The following is a 23,286-nucleotide window of genomic DNA, read 5'->3' as shown; positions in this document are numbered from 1 at the left end:
GGAAGTTAAGCTCTTCAGCGCCGATGGTAGTTGGGGGTTTCCCCCTGTGAGAGTAGGACGTTGCCAGGCATCAACAAAAAGAACAGCTCAAGCTGTTCTTTTTTGCTATAGAAAAATATAAATTGGTTCATGCTAATCTATACATATAAATTGCCATAGACAAACCTCATCATGTATAATTAATGTCAAATATAGTCAAAGTCAGAAATGGAGGAGGTATTAGTGCGAAATATATCTGATATCATTGAGGATTATTTGAAAAGAGTGTTGAAAACAAACGGTAGTGAAATAGTAGAAATAAAAAGAAATGAAATCGCTGATAAATTCCAATGTGTCCCTTCGCAAATTAATTACGTCATTAATACTCGTTTTACTATTGAAAGAGGATATATTGTTGAAAGTAAAAGAGGCGGTGGAGGATATATTCGAATTATTAAAGTGCAAATTCATGATCAACAGGATTTAATTGATCAAATCATTACACTTGTTGGGAAACGGGTTTCACAGTCGAGTGCCGATGATATTATTTCTCGCTTAGTGGAAGAAGAAGTGATTTCGAATCGAGAAGCAAAAATAATGATGAGTGTGATGGACCGATCTGTTTTAGATATGGATCTTCCTGATCGAGACGAACTTAGAGCAAGAATGATCATAGCTATGTTAATGGCGTTGAAATACAAATAAAAGGAGGGTTTTGTTTTGGTTTGTCAAGAATGCAAAGAAAATCCAGCTACCTTACATTTTACTAAAACAATAAATGGCGAAAAAACAGGACTGCACTTATGTGAAAGGTGCGCACGAGAAAGAGGAGAGCAATATATGCTCAGTGGCCATCCCCAGTTTTCTATTAATAATTTGCTTAGTGGCTTGTTTAGTCTCGATTCCATTTTTTCATCAAAGCCCGCTCAATATCCACAACAAAAGCCATTAAAATGTGATCATTGTCAAGTAACCTTTCAGCAATTCGTCAATATGGGTAAGTTTGGCTGCCCTCATTGTTATGAAGCATTTAGTGAGCAGTTAGGCCCCATTTTAAAAAGGCTTCAAAATGGTAATAATATACACGTAGGGAAGATTCCTGAAAGAACAGGTGGGGCTCTTCAATTGAAAAAGGAAATAGGCGCTCTTAAAGAAGAACTGCAGCAGTTGATTATGCATGAAGAGTTTGAGCAGGCCGCTGAAATAAGAGACAAAATTCGCTCTCTCGAAAAAAATTTACATTTTGAAGGAGGAGAGTCTTCATGTCTCTAGAAAAGTTTATTAATCAGGCTGTTAGCTCATGGATGAGTAGTGAAGGTCCTCATTCTGATATTGTATTAAGTTCCAGAATTCGTTTAGCTAGGAACTTGGCACAATATAAATTTCCTGTTTTTTTAACAGCTGAAGAAGCAGCAGAGATGACGGAAGAGATTGCTAAAGCGGTACAATCTTACTCTCCTGTCGAATTACTCACAATGAAAGACTTGTCTTCCTTGCAAAAAAGAGTATTAGTAGAGAAGCATTTAATAAGCCCTCTACTAGCAGATTCCTCTCCTTATGGGGCGGTCTTTCTCTCCGAAGTGGAAGACATTAGCGTCATGATTAATGAGGAAGATCATATTCGAATCCAATGTTTGTCACCTGGGTTACAATTAAAAGAAACGCTAGAAAAAGCGAATGCAATTGATGATGCGATTGAAGAACAAGTACAGTTTGCTTTTGACGAGCAAAGAGGTTATTTAACAAGCTGCCCGACGAATGTTGGAACAGGGTTAAGAGCATCGGTAATGATGCACCTTCCTGGTTTAATATTAACCCAGCAGATTAATCGAATTATTCCGGCAATTAATCAATTGGGATTAGTTGTTAGAGGAATTTATGGTGAGGGTAGCGAAGTGTTAGGGAATATATTTCAAATCTCTAACCAACTTACACTTGGGAAATCCGAAGCTGATATTGTGGAGGATTTATTGAGTGTAGTTCATCAGCTGATTGCACAAGAACAATCAGCAAGAGAAATGTTAATGAGTACTTCTGCTACCCGTTTGGAAGATAGAGTTTTTCGATCGTATGGTGTTTTAACTAGTGCACGTATTATTGAAACAAAGGAAGCAGCTCAATGCCTTTCTGATGTGAGACTTGGAATTGATATTGGATATATTAAACACAATTCAAAGAGCATTCTAAATGAATTAATGATTTTAACGCAACCGGGGTTTTTACAACAATATGCGGGTGAAGCCCTTCACCCGGAAGAAAGAGATATTAGACGAGCAGCGCTTATTCGTGAGCGGCTGAAAATGGAAGAAAACTGTTGATGTAAAGGAGATGGATGGACATGATGTTCGGTCGATTTACTGAAAGAGCTCAGAAGGTTTTAGCACTAGCACAGGATGAAGCAATTCGTCTTGGGCATAGCAATATAGGAACAGAACATATTCTTTTAGGCTTAGTACGAGAAGGAGAAGGAATTGCGGCAAAAGCTTTATACGGACTTGGACTTAGCTCGGAGAAAATTCAGCAAGAAGTTGAGAAATTGATTGGTCGAGGAGAAGGAAGCGCGCAAACTGTCCATTACACTCCTCGTGCAAAAAAAGTAACTGAATTATCGATGGATGAGGCAAGAAAACTAGGGCACTCTTATGTCGGAACAGAGCATATTTTGCTTGGATTGATTCGAGAAGGAGAAGGTGTGGCGGCACGAGTTCTCAGTAATTTAGGGGTAAGTTTAAATAAGGCTCGCCAGCAAGTTCTTCAATTGTTAGGTAGCAATGAAGCCAATGGGCATCAAGGGGGAGCAGCATCTAGTGTGAACACGCCGACGCTTGATAGTCTAGCACGAGACTTAACGGTGATCGCGAGAGAAGGTAGTCTAGATCCTGTTATTGGCCGTAGCAAAGAAATTCAACGGGTTATTGAAGTATTAAGTAGAAGAACGAAAAATAACCCTGTGTTGATTGGTGAGCCAGGCGTCGGAAAAACAGCTATTGCAGAAGGTTTGGCTCAGCAAATTATTAATAATGAAGTGCCGGAAACTCTCCGTAATAAGCGAGTTATGACATTGGATATGGGTACGGTTGTGGCTGGTACGAAATATCGTGGTGAATTTGAAGATCGTTTAAAGAAAGTAATGGATGAAATTCGTCAGGCAGGAAATATCATTTTATTCATTGATGAATTGCATACACTCATTGGTGCAGGCGGAGCAGAAGGTGCGATCGATGCTTCTAATATTTTAAAGCCATCTTTAGCTCGCGGAGAACTACAATGTATTGGTGCAACTACACTAGATGAGTATCGTAAATATATCGAAAAAGATGCTGCGCTTGAGCGTCGTTTCCAACCGATTCAAGTAGATGAACCAACATTAGACGAATCCATTCAAATTTTAAAAGGATTACGAGATCGTTATGAAGCACATCATCGTGTATCCATCACAGATGAAGCGATTGAAGCGGCTGTGAAAATGTCGGATCGATACATTTCAGATCGCTTTCTTCCAGATAAAGCGATCGACTTAATTGATGAGGCAGGCTCTAAAGTTCGGTTACGCTCCTTTACAACACCTCCAAATTTAAAAGAATTGGAAGTGAAATTAGAGAGTATCCGAAACGAAAAGGATGCGGCGGTACAAAGTCAAGAATTTGAAAAAGCGGCATCTTTACGCGATTCAGAGCAAAAGCTTCGTGAAGAACTAGAGCGTACGAAGAACAGCTGGAAGGAAAAGCAGGGAAAAGAAAACAGCGAAGTCACAGTTGAGGATATTGCGATTGTTGTCTCTAGCTGGACCGGTATTCCGGTCTCTAAACTGGCTCAAACAGAAACAGAAAAACTGTTAAACTTAGAAGAAATTTTACATTCGCGTCTGATCGGACAGGAAGAGGCTGTGAAAGCTGTTTCTAAAGCTGTTCGTCGTGCAAGAGCTGGTTTGAAAGATCCGAAACGTCCAATAGGTTCATTTATTTTCTTAGGACCAACTGGTGTCGGTAAAACGGAACTAGCAAAAGCGTTGGCTGAATCGATGTTTGGTGATGAGGATGCGATGATTCGTATTGATATGTCTGAATACATGGAGAAGCATTCGACATCTCGCCTTGTTGGTTCACCTCCAGGATATGTCGGTTACGAAGAAGGCGGTCAGCTAACGGAAAAAGTTCGTCGCAAACCATACTCCGTTGTCTTATTAGACGAAATCGAAAAAGCGCATCCAGATGTATTTAATATTTTATTGCAAGTGCTTGAGGATGGTCGTTTAACAGATTCTAAGGGACGCACAGTAGATTTCCGTAACACGGTGCTCATTATGACGTCCAATGTAGGAGCTCAATCACTGAAACGCAATAAATATGTAGGCTTTAATATTCAAGATGGAGAGCAAGATTTCAAAGATATGAAGGGTAAAGTGATGGAAGAGTTAAAACGTGCCTTCCGACCAGAATTCCTTAACCGGATTGATGAAATTATTGTGTTCCATGCTTTAGAGAAAAAGCATTTGAAAGAAATTGTGACATTGATGTCTGATCAGTTAACGAGTCGCTTAAAAGAGCAAGATATTATCGTTGAGCTGACCGATCAGGCGAAAGAAAAAATTGCCGATGAAGGATACGATCCAGAGTACGGAGCTCGTCCACTGCGTCGTGCGTTGCAAAAGCAAGTGGAAGATCGCTTATCTGAAGAGTTATTAAAAGGAAAAGTATTAACGGGTCAGCACGTGATCGTCGATGTTGATAATAATGAATTTGTCGTGAAAATAAAGGAACCATCCGCTTTTTAATTAACAGGAAAGGATGCACAACAAGAATTCATAGTGCATCCTTTTTTTAAATTTGATGAATATAAGGTAATATTAGAAAGGAATCAGATATGGCGAAGAAGAAAACGAAATTTATTTGTCAGTCATGTGGCTATGAATCACCGAAATGGATGGGAAGATGTCCTGGCTGTAATCAGTGGAATCAAATGGTGGAAGAAGTATCGATTACCGGCACACCAAAGCGGACATTTATGCATTCAGAAACAACGGTTTCTACAAAGCCGGCTAAGTTGTCAGCAGTAGAAACAGTCCAAGAGCCAAGAGTGACAACGGATTTACAGGAATTTAACCGAGTGCTAGGTGGAGGCGTTGTACCAGGATCTCTCGTTTTAATTGGAGGAGATCCAGGAATAGGGAAGTCGACGTTACTATTACAAGTTTCTTCGCAGCTGAGTGCTAAAGCGAGTAAAGTGTTATATATTTCTGGTGAGGAATCAATTAAGCAGACAAAATTGCGAGCCGATCGACTAGCGGTGAAGGATGATAATCTATTTATCTATTCTGAAACGAATTTGCAACTCATTCATTCTGCGATTGAAGAGTTGGCACCATCCTTTGTGATTATTGATTCCATTCAGACGGTGTATCATCCTGAAGTGACGTCCGCTCCAGGAAGTGTGTCCCAAGTACGTGAATGTACAGCTGAATTGATGCGAATTGCGAAAATGAATGGGATTGCGATCTTTATTGTCGGTCATGTGACAAAAGAAGGTTCGATTGCCGGACCTCGATTGTTGGAACATATGGTCGATACTGTGTTATATTTTGAAGGAGAACGTCATCACACGTACCGAATTTTACGAGCGGTGAAAAATCGTTTCGGTTCCACGAATGAAATGGGTATTTTTGAAATGAAGGAAGATGGACTAGAAGAAGTAGCGAATCCGTCGGAAATTTTTTTAGAAGAACGTTCTCAAGGTACATCTGGTTCCACTGTTGTTGCCTCAATGGAAGGAACACGCCCCGTTCTTGTTGAAATCCAAGCGCTCATATCACCAACTGTTTTTGGGAATCCTCGCCGAATGGCAACAGGTATTGATCACAACCGCGTGACGCTTTTAATGGCGGTACTTGAAAAGCGAGTTGGGTTATTGTTGCAAAATCAAGATGCTTACTTAAAAGTAGCCGGTGGAGTAAAATTAGATGAACCAGCGATTGATCTAGCGATTGCTGTGAGTATTGCTTCAAGCTTTCGTGATCAGCCAACAAGTCCGACTGATTGCATTATTGGAGAGGTTGGATTGACAGGTGAAGTGAGAAGAGTATCAAGAATTGAACAGCGAGTCTCTGAAGCCGCTAAGCTAGGGTTTACTCGTATTATTGTACCAGCTAATAATTTAGGTGGGTGGAAAGTACCTGAAGGAGTAGAAATAGCTGCTGTCTCTACTGTTAATGAAGCCCTCAAAATTATTTTTGGTAAATAACTATTTTTAGATTTATAAATGAATAAAAATAGTTTTTTCAAAAAAACGGTTTTAAGTGGAAAAAAGTGTTTATAATAATACAAGGAGGTGAAGATAGGATGTTAAAACGTCTTGTACAGGCGGGTTTTATTATTTTAGGTGGTACATTAGGTATTATTTTGATTCCGGACTTATTACAATTAATTAAATTAGATCAAGTTCACTTAATTAATAACCCGTACGTCGCAGCTATATTAGGAGCAGTACTTTTCTATGTGCTAACTTTTTGGGCCATTGATCATATCGTTCATTTTGTGAAATGGTTAGAGGATCGTATTGTCACCGCTCCATTGACGGACATTCTTTCTGGAAGTTTAGGTTTGATTTTAGGGTTAATTGTAGCTTTTTTGGCGGGGAATGCTCTCTATTCCGTTGAAATTCCACTTGTGGATACGGTAGTACCAATTCTCTTAACGATATTACTTGGTTATTTAGGATTTCAAGTAGGCTTTAAAAAGCGAGATGAGATTACTAGTCTTTTCTCCATTAATAAAGGTGCAAAGAAAAAAGAAGTTGTTGAGGAGCCAGTAGTACCGAAGAAGTTTTATAAAATTTTAGACACAAGCGTGATTATTGACGGGCGAATTGCAGACATTTGTCAAACGGGCTTTTTAGAAGGGTGTATTATCATCCCTCAATTTGTCCTTGAAGAATTACAGCATATTGCGGACTCTTCTGATACGTTAAAGCGAACAAAAGGACGAAGAGGATTAGATATTTTAAATCGCATTCAAAAAGACATCCCGGTCGATGTGGAGATTATTGAGCGAGATTTTGAGGATATTCACGAAGTTGATAGCAAGCTCGTAAAGCTAGCCAAAGAAATGAATGGAATCGTTGTGACGAATGATTTTAATTTAAATAAAGTATGTGAACTACAAAAGGTTCAAGTGCTGAATATTAACGATTTAGCCAATGCGGTCAAGCCGTTAGTTATTCCTGGAGAGGAAATGCATGTGCTTGTCATTAAAGATGGGAAAGAGCAGAAACAAGGGATTGCTTATTTGGATGATGGCACAATGATCGTTGTAGAAGAAGGACGAGACTATATCGGCAAGCATATCGATGTAGTAGTGACAAGTGTGCTACAAACATCAGCAGGACGAATGATCTTTGCTAAACCGAAAATGATTGAAAAAGCGCTTTAAAGGGGAATCGCAGAATGGCGTATCAAGTAGTGATTCCGGCAGCAGGTCAAGGGAAGCGGATGAAAGCAGATTGTAACAAGCTGCTACTTTCGCTACAAGGCCGCCCGGTCATTATTCATACATTAGAAGTATTTGAAAAGGACCCAGCTTGTGATGGTATAGTTTTAGCTGTTAAAGAAGAGGAGAAACCGCTATTTACTAATTTGATCACTGAGTATAATATGTCAAAAGTTTACAAGCTTGTGACAGGTGGAGAAGAGCGGCAGCAAAGTGTATATAGCGGCTTAAAGCAACTTGAGCATGCGGACATTGTGCTTGTTCATGATGGCGCTCGTCCATTTATGATGAGAAAGATGATTGATGAATTAGTTAAGGAAGCGAAAATATCAGGAGCAGCGATTGCTGCTGTTCCTGTGAAAGATACAATTAAGCGTGTAAAAGACGGGACTGTTGTTGAGACAGTCGAGCGCTCTAGCTTGTGGGCGGTGCAAACACCACAAGCTTTTCGCTTGTCTTCTCTACTTCAAGCACACGAACAAGCAGAAAAGGATGGCTTTTTAGGAACTGATGACGCATCTCTGATCGAAAGAATCAACCTTCCTGTTCAAATTGTAGAAGGGGACTATGATAATATTAAATTGACAACGCCGGAGGACTTGGTCTTTGCTGAGGCAATTATTCAAAAAAGAAAATAAAGGAGACGGAATGATGTTTCGTATTGGACAAGGCTTTGATGTTCATCAATTAACGGAAGGACGTCCGTTAATTATTGGAGGAATTGAGATTCCATATGAAAAAGGATTGCTCGGACATTCGGATGCAGATGTATTATTGCATACGATTGCTGATGCTTGCCTTGGGGCGGTTGGAGAAGGGGACATCGGTAAGCACTTTCCAGATACCGACCCTGCATTTAAAGATGCGGACTCCGCTGTTTTACTACAGCATGTTTGGAAGCTAGTCAAAGAAAAAGGGTATGTTTTAGGTAATGTAGATTGCACGATCATGGCCCAACAGCCGAAAATGGCTCCACATATAGAAAAGATGCGTACAAGAATTGCCGAGCTTTTAGAAGCGGATGCTACACAGGTGAATGTGAAGGCAACAACAACGGAGAAGCTAGGTTTTGTTGGTAGAGAAGAAGGAATTGCTTCACAAGCGACTGTTCTTTTAGTCAAACCTGCGATGTAACCATCTTTCTTCTAATTAGTAACAGTGGTAAAATAAAAAAATAATTATTTCAAGCTATAGGGAAAATTGAGGAGGAAACAGCATGGCCAATGACATTCGCGTGCGGTATGCGCCAAGCCCGACAGGTCACTTACATATTGGGAATGCACGTACAGCGCTGTTTAACTATTTATATGCTCGCAATAAAGGCGGGAAATTTATTATTCGGATTGAAGACACTGATCAAAAGCGAAATATTGAAGGCGGCGAAGAAAGTCAATTAACTTACTTGCGCTGGCTCGGTATTGATTGGGATGAAGGTGTCGATGTTGGTGGAGAATATGGGCCATATCGTCAATCTGAACGCAATGATATTTATAAAAAATATTATGATCAATTATTAGAAGAAGGCAAAGCTTATAAATGCTATTGCACGTCGGAAGAACTAGAAGCGGAGCGCGAAGCTCAGCAAGCAGCAGGTAAAGATATGCCGGGTTATTCTGGCAAGTGCCGTCATTTAACAGCGGAAGAACAAGCGAAGCTAGAGGCGGAAGGTCGCACACCGAGCATCCGTATTAAAGTACCAAAAGGCGAGATTCTATCCTTTAACGATATGGTGAAAGGTGAAGTGTCTTTTGAGTCGGATGGCATTTCTGACTATGTTATTGTGAAACAAGATGGAACGCCAACGTATAACTTTGCTGTTGCAATCGATGATCATTTAATGGAAATGTCTCACGTTCTTCGTGGAGATGACCATATTTCAAATACACCGAAGCAGCTAGTAATTTACCAAGCTTTAGGCTGGGAGCCACCTGCTTTTGGACATATGACGTTAATCGTGAACGAAAGCCGTAAGAAGCTAAGTAAACGGGATGAATCGATTATTCAATTTATTGAACAATATAAAGAACTTGGTTATTTGCCGGAAGCTCTTTTCAATTTCATTACATTGCTTGGTTGGTCTCCACAAGGGGAAGAAGAGATCTTTTCTAAAGAAGAATTCATCGATATTTTTACAGCTGACCGCTTATCGAAATCTCCTGCTTTATTTGATCAACAAAAATTGCAGTGGATGAATAATCAATACATGAAAAAAGCGGATGTTGAAAAAGTTGTTGAGTTAGCTCTTCCGCATTTAATTAAAGCGGGTCGTATCGATGAAAACCCATCTGCAGATCAGCTTGAATGGACGAAGCAACTGATTGCTCTTTTCCAAGAAAAAATGAGCTACGGAGCAGAGATTGTCGAATTATCTGAGCTATTCTTTAAAAAGGAACTAACGTTTGAAGAAGAAGCGAAAGAGGTACTTCAAGAAGAGCAAGTGCGTGAAGTGATGACTTCTTTCCTTGCGAAAGTCGATGAACTAGAAGCATTTGAAGCAGAAGAAATTAAAAAAGCGATGAAAGCTGTTCAAAAGGAAACAGGTCATAAAGGTAAAAAGTTATTTATGCCAATTCGTGCAGCGGTAACGGGGCAAACGCATGGTCCAGATTTACCAAAAGCCATTGAGTTGATCGGAAAAGAAACAGTGAAAGAGCGTCTACAACAGATTATCGATTAACATTTTCGCTCAAATGTAATATATTATAGTTAGATGAAATTCGATAATAAAGCGTTGAAGAGGAAAAGTAGGTAATCGAAGCTTTCCAGAGAGAATCGTCACCGGCTGCGAGCGATTTAAGTGACTCGATTATTGAAGTGCCCCTCTGAGTCTGTGGCTGAACTAACAGTAAGCGACAGCGGGAACTCCCGTTAACAGTTTTAAGTTGGGGAGATAGGCATGCCTATTTCTCAAACAGAGTGGAACCGCGTAAATAAAACGTCTCTGTCAGACCAGAGGCGTTTTTGTTTTGCCTTTGAATCGGAAATCAACAGGGTGAGAGGAGGAGTGAGCATGTTTAAAGTATTAAAAGAAGACATCGATACGATATTTGAACAGGACCCAGCGGCACGGAGCTATTTAGAGGTCATTTTAACGTATTCCGGGTTGCACGCCATTTGGGGACACCGTCTGGCGCATGCTTTTTATAAAAGAAAGTTCTATTTCATCGCTCGTCTAATCTCGCAAATCAGCCGTTTTTTTACTGGGATCGAAATTCATCCAGGTGCTCAAATTGGCCGTCGGCTATTCATTGATCATGGTATGGGAGTGGTTATTGGTGAAACGTGCGAGATTGGCAATGACGTTACTATTTATCAAGGAGTAACACTTGGAGGAACTGGGAAAGAAAAAGGAAAGCGGCATCCGACAGTGAAAGATCATGTGCTGATTGCGACTGGAGCGAAAGTGCTTGGTTCGATTACCGTTAGTGAGCACTCGAAAATAGGAGCGGGCTCTGTCGTATTAAAGGATGTCCCGCCTGATTCAACAGTGGTCGGCATTCCAGGGAAAATAGTCATTCGTGATGGCAAAAAGATCACAAAAGATTTAAATCATCGGGATTTACCTGATCCAGTGGCAGATCGCCTTAAAGCAATGGAAAAAGAAATAACCCAGCTAAAACAAGAACTTAATGAGTTACGGAAGGGAGAATATCAAAATGACCATTCGTCTGTATAATACTTTAACGCGTAAGAAAGAAGAGTTGATTCCTTTAGAAGAAGGAAAGATAAAAATGTATGTATGCGGTCCAACCGTATACAACTATATTCACATCGGTAACGCTCGCCCAGCGATTGTATTTGACACTGTTCGACGTTATTTACAATATCGTGGCTATGATGTCACGTTTGTTTCTAACTTTACCGATGTTGATGATAAATTAATTAAAGCGGCCAATGAGCTTGGTGAAGACGTGCCGGCGATTGCGGAACGATTTATTAAAGCGTACTTTGAAGATACAGGAGCACTAGGTTGCCAAAAGGCCGATGTGCATCCACGCGTTACTGAAAATATCGAACTAATTATTGAGTTTATTGAGCAACTGATTGAAAAAGGGTTTGCCTATGAGTCAGCCGGTGATGTGTATTACCGTACGAGAAAGTTTGACGGTTATGGAAAGCTGTCACAGCAATCGGTAGATGAGCTAAAAGTCGGTGCGCGTATCGGCGTTGGTGAAAAGAAAGAAGAAGCGCTTGATTTTGTTCTATGGAAAGCGGCGAAAGAAGGCGAAATTTATTGGGAAAGTCCATGGGGGCAAGGTCGTCCAGGCTGGCATATTGAGTGCTCCGCAATGGCGAGAAAGTATTTAGGTGATACAATAGATATACATGCGGGTGGACAAGATTTAGCGTTTCCGCACCATGAGAATGAAATTGCTCAGTCGGAAGCATTAACAGGAAAACCATTTGCTCGTTACTGGATGCATAACGGATATATTAACATCGATAATGAAAAAATGTCGAAATCGCTCGGGAACTTTGTTCTTGTTCACGACATTATTCAACAAATCGACCCACAAGTGTTACGCTTTTTCATGTTATCCGTTCATTATCGCCATCCAATTAACTATAACGAAGAGCTACTTGAACAAGCGAAAACTTCGTTGGATCGCTTAAAAACGGCTTATGAAAATTTAAAACATCGCAAGCAAACGAGCACGAACTTGACTGAAGGTAATGAAAAGTGGCTTGCGAAAATTCAAGAAATCCATCAAGCGTTTACGCAAGAAATGGATGACGACTTTAATACAGCGAATGCTATTTCTATTTTATTCGAGTTGTCGAAACAGGCGAACTATTACTTAATGGAAAAGCATACGTCGACAGAAGTGATCGATGCTTTCTTAAAAGAATTTGAAGACTTATTTTTTGCTCTTGGTTTAACCCTTGAAGAGGAGAAAGAGCTGCTTGATGAGGAAATTGATGAACTAATTCAACAGCGGGTTCAAGCAAGAAAAGAACGCAATTTCCAATTAGCTGATGAGATTCGTGATAAGTTGAAGGAAATGAATATTATTGTAGAAGATACACCGCAAGGAATCCGCTGGAAAAGAGGATAAATATGCTAGAGTTTGCACCGCTGAAAGACGCTAAACAAATGAATAGTTTGGCCCTCGCCTATATGGGTGATGGTATATACGAGGTATATGTACGACGTCACCTTCTTGAGTTAGGTAAGGTGAAGCCACAACTATTGCATAAAGAAGCGACCAAATATGTGTCGGCAAAAGCACAGGCGAAAGTGTTATTTCAAATGATCGAAGAGGAAAAGCTAACAGAAGAAGAGTTAGCGATTGTTCGAAGAGGGCGCAATGCTAAATCAGGAACAGTACCAAAAAATACGGATATACAAACATATCGGTATAGCACGGCATTCGAGGCTCTTCTCGGCTCCCTTTTTTTAACCGGTCAAGATGATCGCCTTGTTGAAATTATCGAATATTGTCTAAATCAGGAAATCTGAGGAGAGGAGGAAAAATATATGTCGAAAGAATTTATCGCGGGTAGAAACCCTATATTAGAGGCATTGCGCTCAGAGCGTGAAATTAATAAAATTTGGATTGCAGAAGGTGCTCAAAAGGGGCCGATGCAGCAAATTATGAAAATGGCAAAAGAGCAAAATGTACTTGTCCAATTTGTTCCTAAACAAAAAGTTGATCAAATGAGTGATGAAAATCATCAAGGAGTGGTGGCGTCAGTCGCTGCTTATAACTATGCCGAGCTTGATGATCTATTTGCGAAAGCAGAAGAAAGTGGGGAAGCGCCGTTCTTTCTATTGCTTGATGAAATTGAAGATCCGCATAACCTCGGCTCTATTATGCGTACAGCTGATGCGGTAGGAGCTCACGGTATTATTATTCCAAAACGTCGCGCAGTTGGCTTGACGGCAGCTGTAGCTAAAGCCTCCACTGGGGCAATCGAATATATTCCAGTTGTACGTGTGACGAATTTATCGCGAACGATGGATGAACTAAAAGAGCGTGGACTATGGATTGCTGGTACGGATGCTAAAGGTGCCGATGATTATCGCAATTTTGACGGGACCATGCCTTTAGGGTTAGTGATTGGAAGTGAAGGCAAAGGAATTAGCCGCCTTGTGAAAGAAAAATGTGATTTTCTCATTCAGCTACCAATGGCTGGCCGTGTTACATCTTTAAATGCTTCTGTTGCCGCAGGATTACTCATGTATGAGGTTTATCGAAGACGCCATCCTATAGGGGAGTAGGACATGAACATCCTGCTTGTTGATGGATACAACATTATAGGAGATTGGCCGGAACTTCGAGAACTGAAGAAGCATGACCTTGCCTCCGCTCGGGATCGATTGATTGAGCGGATGGCTGAATACCAGGGGTTTACAGGTAGTCGAGTGATCGTTGTGTTTGACGCGCACTTCGTCAAAGGCACGGAAAAGAAGTATCGGGATTCAAAAATAGAAGTTATTTTCACAAAAGAAAATGAAACAGCAGATGAACGTATTGAAAAGCTGGCTATCGAGCTGAATCATATAAAAAATCAAATTTCAGTCGCCACTTCAGATTTTACAGAGCAATGGGTCATTTTCGCTCAGGGAGCTTTGCGAATTTCAGCAAGAGAGCTTTTGACAGAAGTGAAATCAGTTAACAAAAAGATCGGAAGCAGCATGAAGAAAATCGAACAAAAGCGGCCGAGTGCGAAAATTCCGCTTAGTGATGAAGTGGCAGAAATTTTTGAAAAGTGGCGGCGTGGACAGAAATGAGTAGTTGACGTTCAAAAAAACGGTACTGTATAATATTGCTAGTCTATGTTTTTGCAAGCGGAAGGGATGTGTGGGCTTGAAACGTTCAAATAGTTTAGCACTAGAAACGCTTAATGACGAGCAACTCATAGAACTTGTTCATAACGGGAATAGTGATGCTCTAGATTACTTGATCCACAAGTACAGAAATTTTGTGCGAGCAAAGGCGCGCTCTTATTTTTTAATCGGAGCGGATCGGGAGGACATTGTCCAAGAGGGAATGATCGGTCTATATAAAGCCATTCGTGACTACAAAGAGGACAAGTTAACCACCTTTAAAGCTTTTGCTGAACTATGCATTACAAGACAGATTATTACAGCTATTAAGACAGCCACTAGACAAAAGCACATTCCGCTAAACTCTTACGTATCACTAGATAAACCCATTTATGATGAAGAGTCAGATCGCACATTGATGGATGTGATTACGGGAGCAAAAGCGATGAACCCGGAAGAATTAATTATTAATCGAGAGCAATTCAATAGCATTGAAGATAAGATGAATGAGTTGTTGAGCGATTTAGAAAGAAAAGTATTAGCACTATATTTAGATGGGCAATCCTATCAGGAGATATCAGAAGAGCTAAATCGTCATGTGAAATCGATTGATAATGCGCTTCAACGGGTGAAACGAAAACTAGAGCGTTACCTTGAATTTAAAGAAATTACAATGTAGGGAATCACTTGACTAGTTTCTATAACAATGATATTTTTTACAATTGAGATAGAGAAGGTGATTTCATAATGGCAAATAAATTAATTTTAGCTTGCTCAGAGTGTGGATCAAGAAATTATTCCACTCAAGGGAAAGCAACGGGCGATGGACGATTAGAAATCAAAAAGTTTTGTAGCACTTGCAACAAGCATACCGTTCATAAGCAAACGAAGTAAAGAACCGGTGTGCAAGTCATCATACGGAGGTTCTAGAAATGTCTAACATTACACAATTTTTTCGCAATGTAGGTTCCGAAATGCGAAAAGTTAGTTGGCCGAAGAAAAAAGAATTAACTGGCTATACGATTACTGTTATTTCAACAGTCGTTTTTCTTGCTCTGTTCTTTTTAGCTGTCGACCAAGGTATTTCTGCCGTTATTAATTGGGCAATGTCAAAGTAATTGGCTGATTTATTACTAAGGCTTGAATATACTGTTTTTTTATATGGTATAATGAAACATCATAGAGACAATAAAAAGCCCGCTTCAACGGGTTTTTTAATTTGCTTTTAACAAGTAAAGGAGGGAAGGACGCTTAGTCCCTTTCAATGGAGAAGAATTGGTATGTTGTTCACACATATTCTGGATATGAAAATAAAGTAAAAGCGAATCTTGAAAAGCGTGTAGAGTCAATGGGCATGCAAGATAAAATTTTCCGTGTCATCGTTCCTGAAGAGGAAGAAACGGATATTAAAAACGGCAAGAAAAAAGTAACGAAAAGAAAAGTATTCCCTGGATATGTTCTGGTAGAGATTGTTATGACTGATGATTCTTGGTATGTCGTTCGAAATACACCTGGAGTAACGGGCTTCGTTGGTTCTGCTGGTCATGGCTCAAAACCGACACCGCTATTGCCGGATGAAGTGAAGAATATCTTAAAGCAAATGGGTATGGATGAAAAACGAAAAGAAGTAGACTTTGAAATCAAAGAAACCGTCATCGTCAATGAAGGTCCATTTGCTGAATTTGAAGGTACAGTTGAAGAGATTGATTACGACAAAGCTAAATTAAGAGTTCTTGTCAATATGTTTGGTCGAGAAACGCCTGTTGAGCTTGACTTTGACCAAGTAAATAAATTAAAATGAAAACTGCTTGAAATGTTAAACAAAAAATGATAATATTTTTAAGTCGGTATGTCTCGGAAATTGAGACTAATTTTAATTGATCATCTTTATTTGAAATAAAGATATTATTTGAGTGGGAGGGGAAAATCCCCAAATACCACATCACGGACTTAAGGAGGTGTGTCTCGTGGCTAAAAAAGTTATTAAAGTTGTTAAGTTGCAAATTCCTGCAGGTAAAGCTAATCCTGCGCCACCGGTAGGTCCTGCACTTGGTCAAGCTGGTGTTAACATCATGGGATTCTGTAAAGAATTTAATGCTCGTACTGCGGATCAAGCTGGTTTAATCATTCCGGTTGAAATTTCGGTATTTGAAGACCGTTCATTTACATTTATCACAAAAACTCCACCAGCTGCTGTACTTCTTAAGAAAGCAGCAGGTATCGAGTCTGGTTCTGGTGAGCCAAACCGCAATAAAGTAGCAACAGTGAAACGCGATAAAGTTCGCGAAATCGCTGAAACAAAAATGCCTGACCTTAATGCAGCTAGCGTTGAAGCAGCTATGCGCATGGTTGAAGGTACTGCCCGCAGCATGGGTATTGTGATCGAAGACTAATTGTTAGTCTAGTTGAAGTTGTTGTTCAAGGGTTGCGATGTGGATGTAGTTAAATATACTTCACTCGCAACCTTTATTCGTGGGAGGTTATTCCGCTAAAACCACATAAGGAGGATTTTTAATAATGGCTAAAAAAGGTAAAAAGTTTCAAGAAGTAGCAAAGCTTGTTGACCGTTCAACAGCGTATGCGATCGAAGAAGCAGTTGAGTTAGTGAAGAAAACAAACTTCGCAAAATTTGATGCAACAGTAGAGGTTGCTTTCCGTTTAGGCGTTGACCCTAAGAAAGCAGATCAGCAAATCCGTGGAGCAGTTGTTCTTCCAAACGGAACTGGTAAAACTCAAAAAGTTTTAGTATTTGCTAAAGGTGAAAAAGCAAAAGAAGCAGAAGCAGCGGGCGCTGACTACGTTGGTGATGCTGATTACATCAACAAAATCCAACAAGGTTGGTTCGAATTCGATGTAATCGTTGCTACTCCTGATATGATGGGTGAAGTTGGTAAACTTGGTCGTGTGCTTGGACCAAAAGGTTTAATGCCAAACCCTAAAACTGGAACAGTTACATTTGATGTAACAAAAGCAGTTGCAGAAATCAAAGCTGGTAAAGTAGAATACCGTGTTGATAAAGCTGGTAACATTCACGTACCAATCGGTAAAGTATCATTTGAAAACGAGAAATTAGTTGAAAACTTCAACACAATTTTCGATACAATGATGAAAGTGAAGCCAGCGGCAGCTAAAGGAACATACATGAAGAATGTAACAATTACTTCAACAATGGCTCCTGGTATCAAAGTAGATCCTTCATCTGTAGCTGTAAAATAATAAGTTGACAATCAGAATTGTATTTGATAGAATACAATCTGTTGCAAAATAAATTTAACATTTATACCGTAGACAGCAGGGGCTTTAATAGCTTAATTTCCCGCCGAGGTAATACGAATATATATAGTGTAGCATCTTGCTGTACTTTTCGTACCTCCATGTCTGCAAAGCGTGGAGGTTTTTACTTGCTTCGAGGTATGAATGACAAAGTAAAGCGAAAAAGAACAATATTTCTTTTTCGAAGAAATCTACAGGAGGTGTAAAGATGAGCAGTGTAATTGAACAAAAGAAACAGTTAGTTACCGAAATCGCTGACAAATTCAAAAATAGTGCAACTACAGTTGTAGTAGACTACCGCGGATTAACAGTAAGTGAAGTAACAGAACTTCGTAAGCAACTTCGTGAAGCGGGTGTTGAGTTCAAAGTATTCAAAAATACATTAACTCGCCGTGCTGCTGAAATGGCAGAGGTCTCTGGTTTAGAAGAATCTCTTACAGGTCCGAACGCGATTGCGTTCAGTACAGAAGATGCGATTGCACCAGCGAAAATTCTTAACAATTTTGCGAAAGAGCACGAAGCGTTAGAAATTAAAGCGGGTGTACTTGAAGGAAACGTTGTTACTGTTGAAGAAGTTAAAGCTCTTGCTGAACTTCCATCACGCGAAGGACTTCTTTCAATGCTACTCAGCGTATTGCAAGCTCCTATGCGCAACTTCGCTCTTGCGACAAAAGCTGTTGCAGAACAAAAAGAAGAACAAGGCGCGTAAGCTAATCTATTTAGCAACAGCCTAAATTAATAAAACATAATGTAAAAATTAAGGAGGAAATTTAAAATGACTAAAGAGCAAATCATTGATGCGATTAAAGAAATGTCCGTTCTTGAATTAAACGACTTAGTAAAAGCTATTGAAGAAGAATTTGGTGTAACTGCTGCTGCTCCTGTAGCAATGGTTGGTGGAGCTGCTGGTGGAGACGCTGCTGCTGAGAAAACTGAATTTGATGTTGTTCTTACTGAAGCAGGTGGACAAAAAATCAAAGTTATCAAAGTTGTTCGCGAAATCACAGGTCTTGGTCTTAAAGAAGCAAAAGAACTTGTTGACAACACTCCAAAAGCAATTAAAGAAGGCGCTTCTAAAGAAGAAGCTGAAGAAATCAAAGCTAAACTTGAAGAAGTTGGCGCTGGCGTAGAAGTTAAGTAATAAAGTAGTAACCAACAACAAGGGCTCGCTGAATTCAGCGGGCTTTTGTTTTGTCTTTGCATATCGACTCGAACTTTGGTTAAATGAGAGTAGCTAAGGCCTTCACGTGCACATGGCACCTGAGCAGTCGCCTCGCTTGAAGATGATTGGAGGGACCTGCATGGCAAATCATTATTATTCATCAACTCCTGAGAGTGAAAGCAACCCAACATACTGGGAATATACGCTAAAAAACAAGATGTTTCGTTTTAAAACAGATGCAGGGGTGTTTTCGAAAAAGGAAGTAGACTTTGGTTCACGTTTGTTAATTGAACATTTCGAGTTGCCTCAAATAGAAGGGCCGCTACTTGATGTTGGTTGTGGTTATGGTCCGATTGGTTTATCGATCGCTACACAATCTTCAGAACGTCTTGTTCATATGATAGATGTCAATCAACGCGCATTAGCTCTGGCGAAAGATAATGCGGAGTTGAATCGGATTAGCAATGTTACCGTTTACGAGAGTGATCGCTTAGAAGCTGTCGTAGAAGATCAATTTGCTGCGATTTTAACGAATCCGCCTATTCGTGCAGGGAAACAAGTAGTGATGGATATCTTCCGTCAAAGCTTTCGAAAATTAGCAGTTGGAGGTCACCTTTGGGTTGTAATCCAAAAGAAGCAAGGAGCTCCATCGGCGATCAAAGAATTAGAAAGCCTATTTGGTGAGGTGGAAACAGTCGAACGCTCCAAAGGATATTACATTCTTAAAGCAGAAAAGCATTGACTGGCTAAAATCTCTATGGTATTATTGTAAAATGCCAATATAATATTTGTGTCCATTTTCTCGAAAATTGATGTATGATTTTTTAAGTAGATGGGAACAATGAAAAAATAATAGTTCATTATGTGAAAAAAATGAGGTTTTCTTTGAAAAACCCTTTTTCTTTTTGTCTTATAGAATAGACTGGCCGTCTACTATAAGGAATATATAGGCAACTAAAACGCTTGATTTGAGGGGTGAATCAGTTGACAGGTCAACTAGTTCAGTATGGACGACACCGCCAACGTAGAAGTTATGCACGTATTAGCGAAGTTTTAGAATTACCAAATCTTATTGAAATCCAAACATCCTCCTATCAATGGTTTCTTGATGAGGGCTTAAGAGAGATGTTTCAGGACATTTCTCCTATTGAAGATTTCACTGGTAATCTTGCATTGGAATTTATCGATTATAGTCTTGGCGACCCGAAATATCCAGTCGACGAGTCTAAGGAGCGCGATGTAACGTATTCCGCTCCGCTTCGAGTAAAAGTCCGTCTTTTAAACAAAGAGACTGGTGAAGTGAAAGACCAGGAAGTGTTCATGGGCGACTTCCCGCTTATGACTGAAACAGGAACATTCATTATCAATGGAGCAGAACGTGTTATCGTTTCCCAGCTAGTCCGTTCTCCAAGTGTATATTACAACGGAAAACTGGATAAGAACGGGAAGAAAGGTTTTACTGCTACAGTGATCCCAAACCGTGGTGCTTGGCTCGAGTATGAGACAGATGCAAAGGACATTGTTTATGTCCGCATAGACCGTACGCGCAAATTGCCAATCACAGTATTGCTTCGTGCGCTAGGGTTTGGCTCTGATCAAGAAATCATCGATCTAATCGGCGATAATGAATACATCCGTAACACGCTTGAAAAGGATAATACGGAGAGCACGGAAAAAGCGCTGATTGAAATTTATGAGCGTCTTCGTCCGGGTGAACCACCAACTGTTGAAAATGCAAAAAGCTTGTTGATCTCTCGTTTCTTTGATCCGAAACGATACGATTTAGCAAGTGTAGGACGATACAAAATCAATAAGAAGCTTCATACGAAAAACCGCTTGTTTGGTCAACGTTTAGCTGAAACGCTTGCTGATCCAGAAACAGGTGAAATTATCGCTGAAGCAGGTACTCTTCTTGACCGCCGTGCGCTGGACAAAATTATTCCTAACCTTGAAAATGGGGCAGGATTTAAAACGTTCCGCCAATCTGGTGGTGTAGTAGAAGAAGATATTGTCGTTCAATCAATTAAAATCTATGCTCCAAACAATGAAGAAGAAAAAGCAATCAATGTTATTGGTAATGGTTTCCCTGAGTTTGATGTCAAACACATCACTCCAGCAGATATCATTTCTTCGATTGGTTATTTCTTTAACCTTCTTTATGGAGTAGGAAATACAGACGATATTGACCATTTAGGTAATCGTCGCCTTCGTTCTGTTGGTGAATTGTTGCAAAACCAATTCCGAATTGGTTTATCACGTATGGAGCGTGTCGTTCGTGAAAGAATGTCGATCCAAGATACAAATACAATTACACCACAGCAGCTAATTAATATTCGCCCGGTTATTGCGTCTATTAAAGAGTTCTTTGGAAGCTCTCAGCTTTCTCAGTTCATGGACCAAACAAACCCGCTAGCGGAATTGACGCATAAGCGTCGTTTATCTGCATTAGGGCCTGGTGGTTTAACAAGGGAGCGAGCAGGCTTTGAAGTCCGTGACGTTCACTACTCTCACTATGGTCGTATGTGTCCAATTGAAACGCCAGAGGGTCCGAACATCGGTTTGATTAACTCTTTATCATCTTATGCAAAAGTTAACCGATTTGGTTTTATTGAAACACCATACCGTCGAGTGGACCCAGAAACAGGAAAAGTAACGAGTCGAATCGACTACTTGACTGCTGATGAAGAAGATAACTATGTTGTTGCTCAGGCGAACGTACCTTTAGATGAAGACGGCTCATTCCTTGAAGAGGAAGTAGTTGCACGTTTCCGTGGAGAAAACACGGTCGTTAAACGCGAACGTGCAGATTACATGGACGTTTCACCTAAACAAGTTGTTTCTGCCGCGACGGCATGTATTCCTTTCTTAGAAAATGATGACTCCAACCGTGCCTTAATGGGAGCGAACATGCAACGTCAGGCTGTGCCATTAATGCAGCCAGAAGCTCCGATTGTAGGAACAGGAATGGAATATGTATCAGGAAAAGATTCTGGTGCTGCGGTCATTTGTAAGCATGAAGGTATCGTTGAGCATGTTGAATCTCGTGAAATTTGGGTTCGTCGCATTCAAGAAATCGACGGACAAGAGGTTAAAGGAAATCTTGATAAATATCGTTTACTGAAGTTTATTCGTTCTAACCAAGGAACATGCTATAATCAACGTCCAATTGTTAGCTTAGGAGATCGTGTTGTCAAAGGCGAAATCCTTGCCGATGGTCCATCGATGGAAAAAGGCGAACTTGCCCTCGGTCGTAACGTAATGGTCGGATTTATGACATGGGACGGTTATAACTATGAAGATGCCATCATCATGAGTGAAAGACTCGTGAAAGATGATGTGTATACATCTATTCACATTGAAGAGTATGAATCAGAGTCTCGTGATACGAAATTAGGACCTGAAGAAATTACTCGCGACATCCCTAACGTAGGTGAAGACGCGCTTCGCAATCTAGACGAGCGTGGAATCATTCGCGTAGGAGCAGAAGTGAAAGATGGCGATTTACTTGTAGGTAAAGTAACGCCAAAAGGGGTTACAGAACTTACGGCTGAAGAACGTCTATTACATGCGATCTTCGGTGAAAAAGCACGTGAAGTGCGCGATACATCCCTTCGTGTACCACACGGTGGGGGCGGAATTGTCCTTGATGTAAAAGTATTTAACCGTGAAGATGGAGATGAGCTTCCACCGGGTGTGAACCAGCTTGTTCGTGCTTATATCGTTCAGAAGCGTAAAATTTCTGAAGGAGATAAAATGGCCGGACGACATGGTAACAAAGGGGTAATCTCTCGTATTTTACCGGAAGAGGATATGCCTTTCTTGCCGGATGGTACGCCAATCGACATCATGTTAAACCCATTAGGGGTACCTTCTCGTATGAATATCGGCCAGGTGCTTGAGCTTCATCTTGGAATGGCAGCTAGATACCTTGGTATCCATGTAGCTACTCCGGTATTCGATGGTGCGACAGAGGATGATGTATGGGAAACAATTGAAGAAGCGGGAATGTCTCGTGATGCGAAAACTGTTCTTTACGATGGTCGAAGCGGAGAGCCATTTGATAACCGTGTATCAGTTGGAATTATGTACATGATCAAGTTAGCCCACATGGTTGATGATAAGCTTCATGCTCGTTCAACTGGACCTTACTCTCTTGTGACACAACAACCTCTAGGTGGTAAAGCCCAGTTTGGTGGTCAGCGTTTCGGAGAGATGGAGGTTTGGGCGCTCGAAGCATATGGAGCTGCTTATACACTTCAAGAAATCCTTACTGTTAAATCGGATGACATTGTGGGTCGTGTGAAAACATACGAAGCGATTGTTAAAGGTGAAAATGTTCCAGAGCCAGGTGTTCCAGAATCATTTAAAGTTTTAATTAAAGAGCTTCAAAGTTTAGGTATGGACGTGAAGATCATGTCTGGCGACGATCAAGAAATTGAAATGCGTGATTTAGAAGATGAGGATGACATTCAGCAGGCAGATACATTAAATATTGCCCCTGAAGAAACAGCAACTGAAAAAGTAAGTTCAACGGATTAATTAATGATGCCGGAGAAGTCTTATGCGGGCTTCTCCGGCTATCTTGACTAAAAGCAACTAAGCTATCTTGGGTAAAACCT

General features: G+C 40.4%; 24 protein-coding genes, 1 rRNA gene and 2 other annotated features. All 25 genes read left to right on the top strand.

The features are described 5' to 3' along the window. A 5S ribosomal RNA gene (gene rrf / locus CEF22_RS19195) occupies positions 1-69 on the top strand; the annotation flags it as partial. A gap of 138 nt (positions 70-207) precedes the next feature. Continuing rightward, positions 208-684, top strand: coding sequence for a CtsR family transcriptional regulator (locus CEF22_RS18340; protein WP_442857417.1), 477 nt, complete (start codon positions 208-210; stop codon positions 682-684). A gap of 135 nt (positions 685-819) precedes the next feature. Continuing rightward, complete coding sequence (locus CEF22_RS18335; RefSeq protein ID WP_332849185.1) at positions 820-1,251, top strand: UvrB/UvrC motif-containing protein; 432 nt, start codon at positions 820-822, stop codon at positions 1,249-1,251. Then, complete coding sequence (locus CEF22_RS18330) at positions 1,242-2,297, top strand: protein arginine kinase (protein ID WP_100404171.1); 1,056 nt, start codon at positions 1,242-1,244, stop codon at positions 2,295-2,297. The genes CEF22_RS18335 and CEF22_RS18330 overlap by 10 nt, the downstream gene beginning before the upstream one ends. A 20-nt stretch (positions 2,298-2,317) precedes the next feature. Then, a complete protein-coding gene (gene clpC, locus CEF22_RS18325; RefSeq protein WP_100404170.1) occupies positions 2,318-4,753 on the top strand; it encodes an ATP-dependent protease ATP-binding subunit ClpC in 2,436 nt (811 codons plus the stop codon). 89 nt (positions 4,754-4,842) lie between these two features. After that, complete coding sequence (gene radA, locus CEF22_RS18320; RefSeq protein ID WP_095479295.1) at positions 4,843-6,216, top strand: DNA repair protein RadA; 1,374 nt, start codon at positions 4,843-4,845, stop codon at positions 6,214-6,216. Positions 6,217-6,314: 98 nt separating this feature from the next. Further along, positions 6,315-7,403, top strand: coding sequence for a PIN/TRAM domain-containing protein (locus tag CEF22_RS18315; protein WP_095479294.1), 1,089 nt, complete (start codon positions 6,315-6,317; stop codon positions 7,401-7,403). Positions 7,404-7,417: 14 nt separating this feature from the next. Next, positions 7,418-8,098 carry a 2-C-methyl-D-erythritol 4-phosphate cytidylyltransferase gene (gene ispD, locus CEF22_RS18310; RefSeq protein ID WP_100404169.1) on the top strand — a complete coding sequence of 227 codons (681 nt, stop codon included), beginning with the start codon at positions 7,418-7,420 and terminating at the stop codon, positions 8,096-8,098. Positions 8,099-8,111: 13 nt separating this feature from the next. Then, positions 8,112-8,594: a 2-C-methyl-D-erythritol 2,4-cyclodiphosphate synthase gene (gene ispF, locus CEF22_RS18305; RefSeq protein ID WP_100404179.1), complete on the top strand. Its 483-nt coding sequence runs from the start codon at positions 8,112-8,114 to the stop codon at positions 8,592-8,594. Between the two features lie 82 nt (positions 8,595-8,676). Then, positions 8,677-10,137, top strand: a complete 1,461-nt coding sequence (gltX, locus tag CEF22_RS18300) for a glutamate--tRNA ligase (protein ID WP_100404168.1) — start codon at positions 8,677-8,679, stop codon at positions 10,135-10,137. A gap of 45 nt (positions 10,138-10,182) precedes the next feature. Beyond that, positions 10,183-10,406: a binding site (T-box leader), on the top strand. A gap of 64 nt (positions 10,407-10,470) precedes the next feature. Beyond that, positions 10,471-11,136, top strand: a complete 666-nt coding sequence (gene cysE / locus CEF22_RS18295) for a serine O-acetyltransferase (protein WP_100404167.1) — start codon at positions 10,471-10,473, stop codon at positions 11,134-11,136. Continuing rightward, on the top strand, positions 11,117-12,517 hold the full coding sequence (gene cysS / locus CEF22_RS18290) for a cysteine--tRNA ligase (protein ID WP_100404166.1): 1,401 nt from the start codon (positions 11,117-11,119) through the stop codon (positions 12,515-12,517). The genes cysE and cysS overlap by 20 nt, the downstream gene beginning before the upstream one ends. Before the next feature lie 2 nt (positions 12,518-12,519). Beyond that, the gene (locus CEF22_RS18285; RefSeq protein WP_094836511.1) at positions 12,520-12,921 is read left to right on the top strand and encodes a Mini-ribonuclease 3; all 402 of its coding nucleotides are present in this window, start codon (positions 12,520-12,522) and stop codon (positions 12,919-12,921) included. An 18-nt stretch (positions 12,922-12,939) separates the two neighbouring features. Then, on the top strand, positions 12,940-13,683 hold the full coding sequence (gene rlmB, locus CEF22_RS18280; protein WP_100404165.1) for a 23S rRNA (guanosine(2251)-2'-O)-methyltransferase RlmB: 744 nt from the start codon (positions 12,940-12,942) through the stop codon (positions 13,681-13,683). A gap of 3 nt (positions 13,684-13,686) precedes the next feature. Continuing rightward, positions 13,687-14,196 carry an NYN domain-containing protein gene (locus CEF22_RS18275; RefSeq protein ID WP_100404164.1) on the top strand — a complete coding sequence of 170 codons (510 nt, stop codon included), beginning with the start codon at positions 13,687-13,689 and terminating at the stop codon, positions 14,194-14,196. A gap of 70 nt (positions 14,197-14,266) precedes the next feature. Continuing rightward, entirely contained in the window at positions 14,267-14,911 is a 645-nt protein-coding gene (sigH, locus tag CEF22_RS18270) for an RNA polymerase sporulation sigma factor SigH (RefSeq protein ID WP_095479285.1), read from the top strand. Between the two features lie 68 nt (positions 14,912-14,979). Next, complete coding sequence (gene rpmG, locus CEF22_RS18265; RefSeq protein WP_094836515.1) at positions 14,980-15,126, top strand: 50S ribosomal protein L33; 147 nt, start codon at positions 14,980-14,982, stop codon at positions 15,124-15,126. Between the two features lie 38 nt (positions 15,127-15,164). After that, entirely contained in the window at positions 15,165-15,350 is a 186-nt protein-coding gene (gene secE / locus CEF22_RS18260) for a preprotein translocase subunit SecE (RefSeq protein ID WP_094836516.1), read from the top strand. A gap of 146 nt (positions 15,351-15,496) precedes the next feature. Further along, complete coding sequence (nusG, locus tag CEF22_RS18255) at positions 15,497-16,033, top strand: transcription termination/antitermination protein NusG (RefSeq protein WP_100404163.1); 537 nt, start codon at positions 15,497-15,499, stop codon at positions 16,031-16,033. Between the two features lie 166 nt (positions 16,034-16,199). Continuing rightward, positions 16,200-16,625, top strand: coding sequence for a 50S ribosomal protein L11 (gene rplK, locus CEF22_RS18250; protein WP_041101809.1), 426 nt, complete (start codon positions 16,200-16,202; stop codon positions 16,623-16,625). 124 nt (positions 16,626-16,749) lie between these two features. Further along, the gene (gene rplA / locus CEF22_RS18245; RefSeq protein ID WP_095479282.1) at positions 16,750-17,448 is read left to right on the top strand and encodes a 50S ribosomal protein L1; all 699 of its coding nucleotides are present in this window, start codon (positions 16,750-16,752) and stop codon (positions 17,446-17,448) included. Positions 17,449-17,496: 48 nt separating this feature from the next. Beyond that, positions 17,497-17,642, top strand: a sequence feature (ribosomal protein L10 leader region). Between the two features lie 71 nt (positions 17,643-17,713). After that, on the top strand, positions 17,714-18,214 hold the full coding sequence (gene rplJ, locus CEF22_RS18240) for a 50S ribosomal protein L10 (protein ID WP_100404162.1): 501 nt from the start codon (positions 17,714-17,716) through the stop codon (positions 18,212-18,214). Between the two features lie 66 nt (positions 18,215-18,280). Continuing rightward, the gene (gene rplL, locus CEF22_RS18235) at positions 18,281-18,646 is read left to right on the top strand and encodes a 50S ribosomal protein L7/L12 (protein ID WP_100404161.1); all 366 of its coding nucleotides are present in this window, start codon (positions 18,281-18,283) and stop codon (positions 18,644-18,646) included. 160 nt (positions 18,647-18,806) lie between these two features. After that, a complete protein-coding gene (locus CEF22_RS18230; protein ID WP_100404160.1) occupies positions 18,807-19,409 on the top strand; it encodes a class I SAM-dependent methyltransferase in 603 nt (200 codons plus the stop codon). A 242-nt stretch (positions 19,410-19,651) separates the two neighbouring features. Continuing rightward, positions 19,652-23,206 carry a DNA-directed RNA polymerase subunit beta gene (gene rpoB, locus CEF22_RS18225; RefSeq protein WP_100404159.1) on the top strand — a complete coding sequence of 1,185 codons (3,555 nt, stop codon included), beginning with the start codon at positions 19,652-19,654 and terminating at the stop codon, positions 23,204-23,206. The last annotated feature ends 80 nt before the right edge of the window (positions 23,207-23,286 follow it).

It is taken from the genome of Bacillus sp. FJAT-42315, from assembly GCF_002797375.1.
Lineage (GTDB): Bacteria > Bacillota > Bacilli > Bacillales > Domibacillaceae > Bacillus_CE.
Note: the sequence above shows the minus strand (reverse complement) of the source record. Positions and strands in the feature narration are given on the sequence as shown.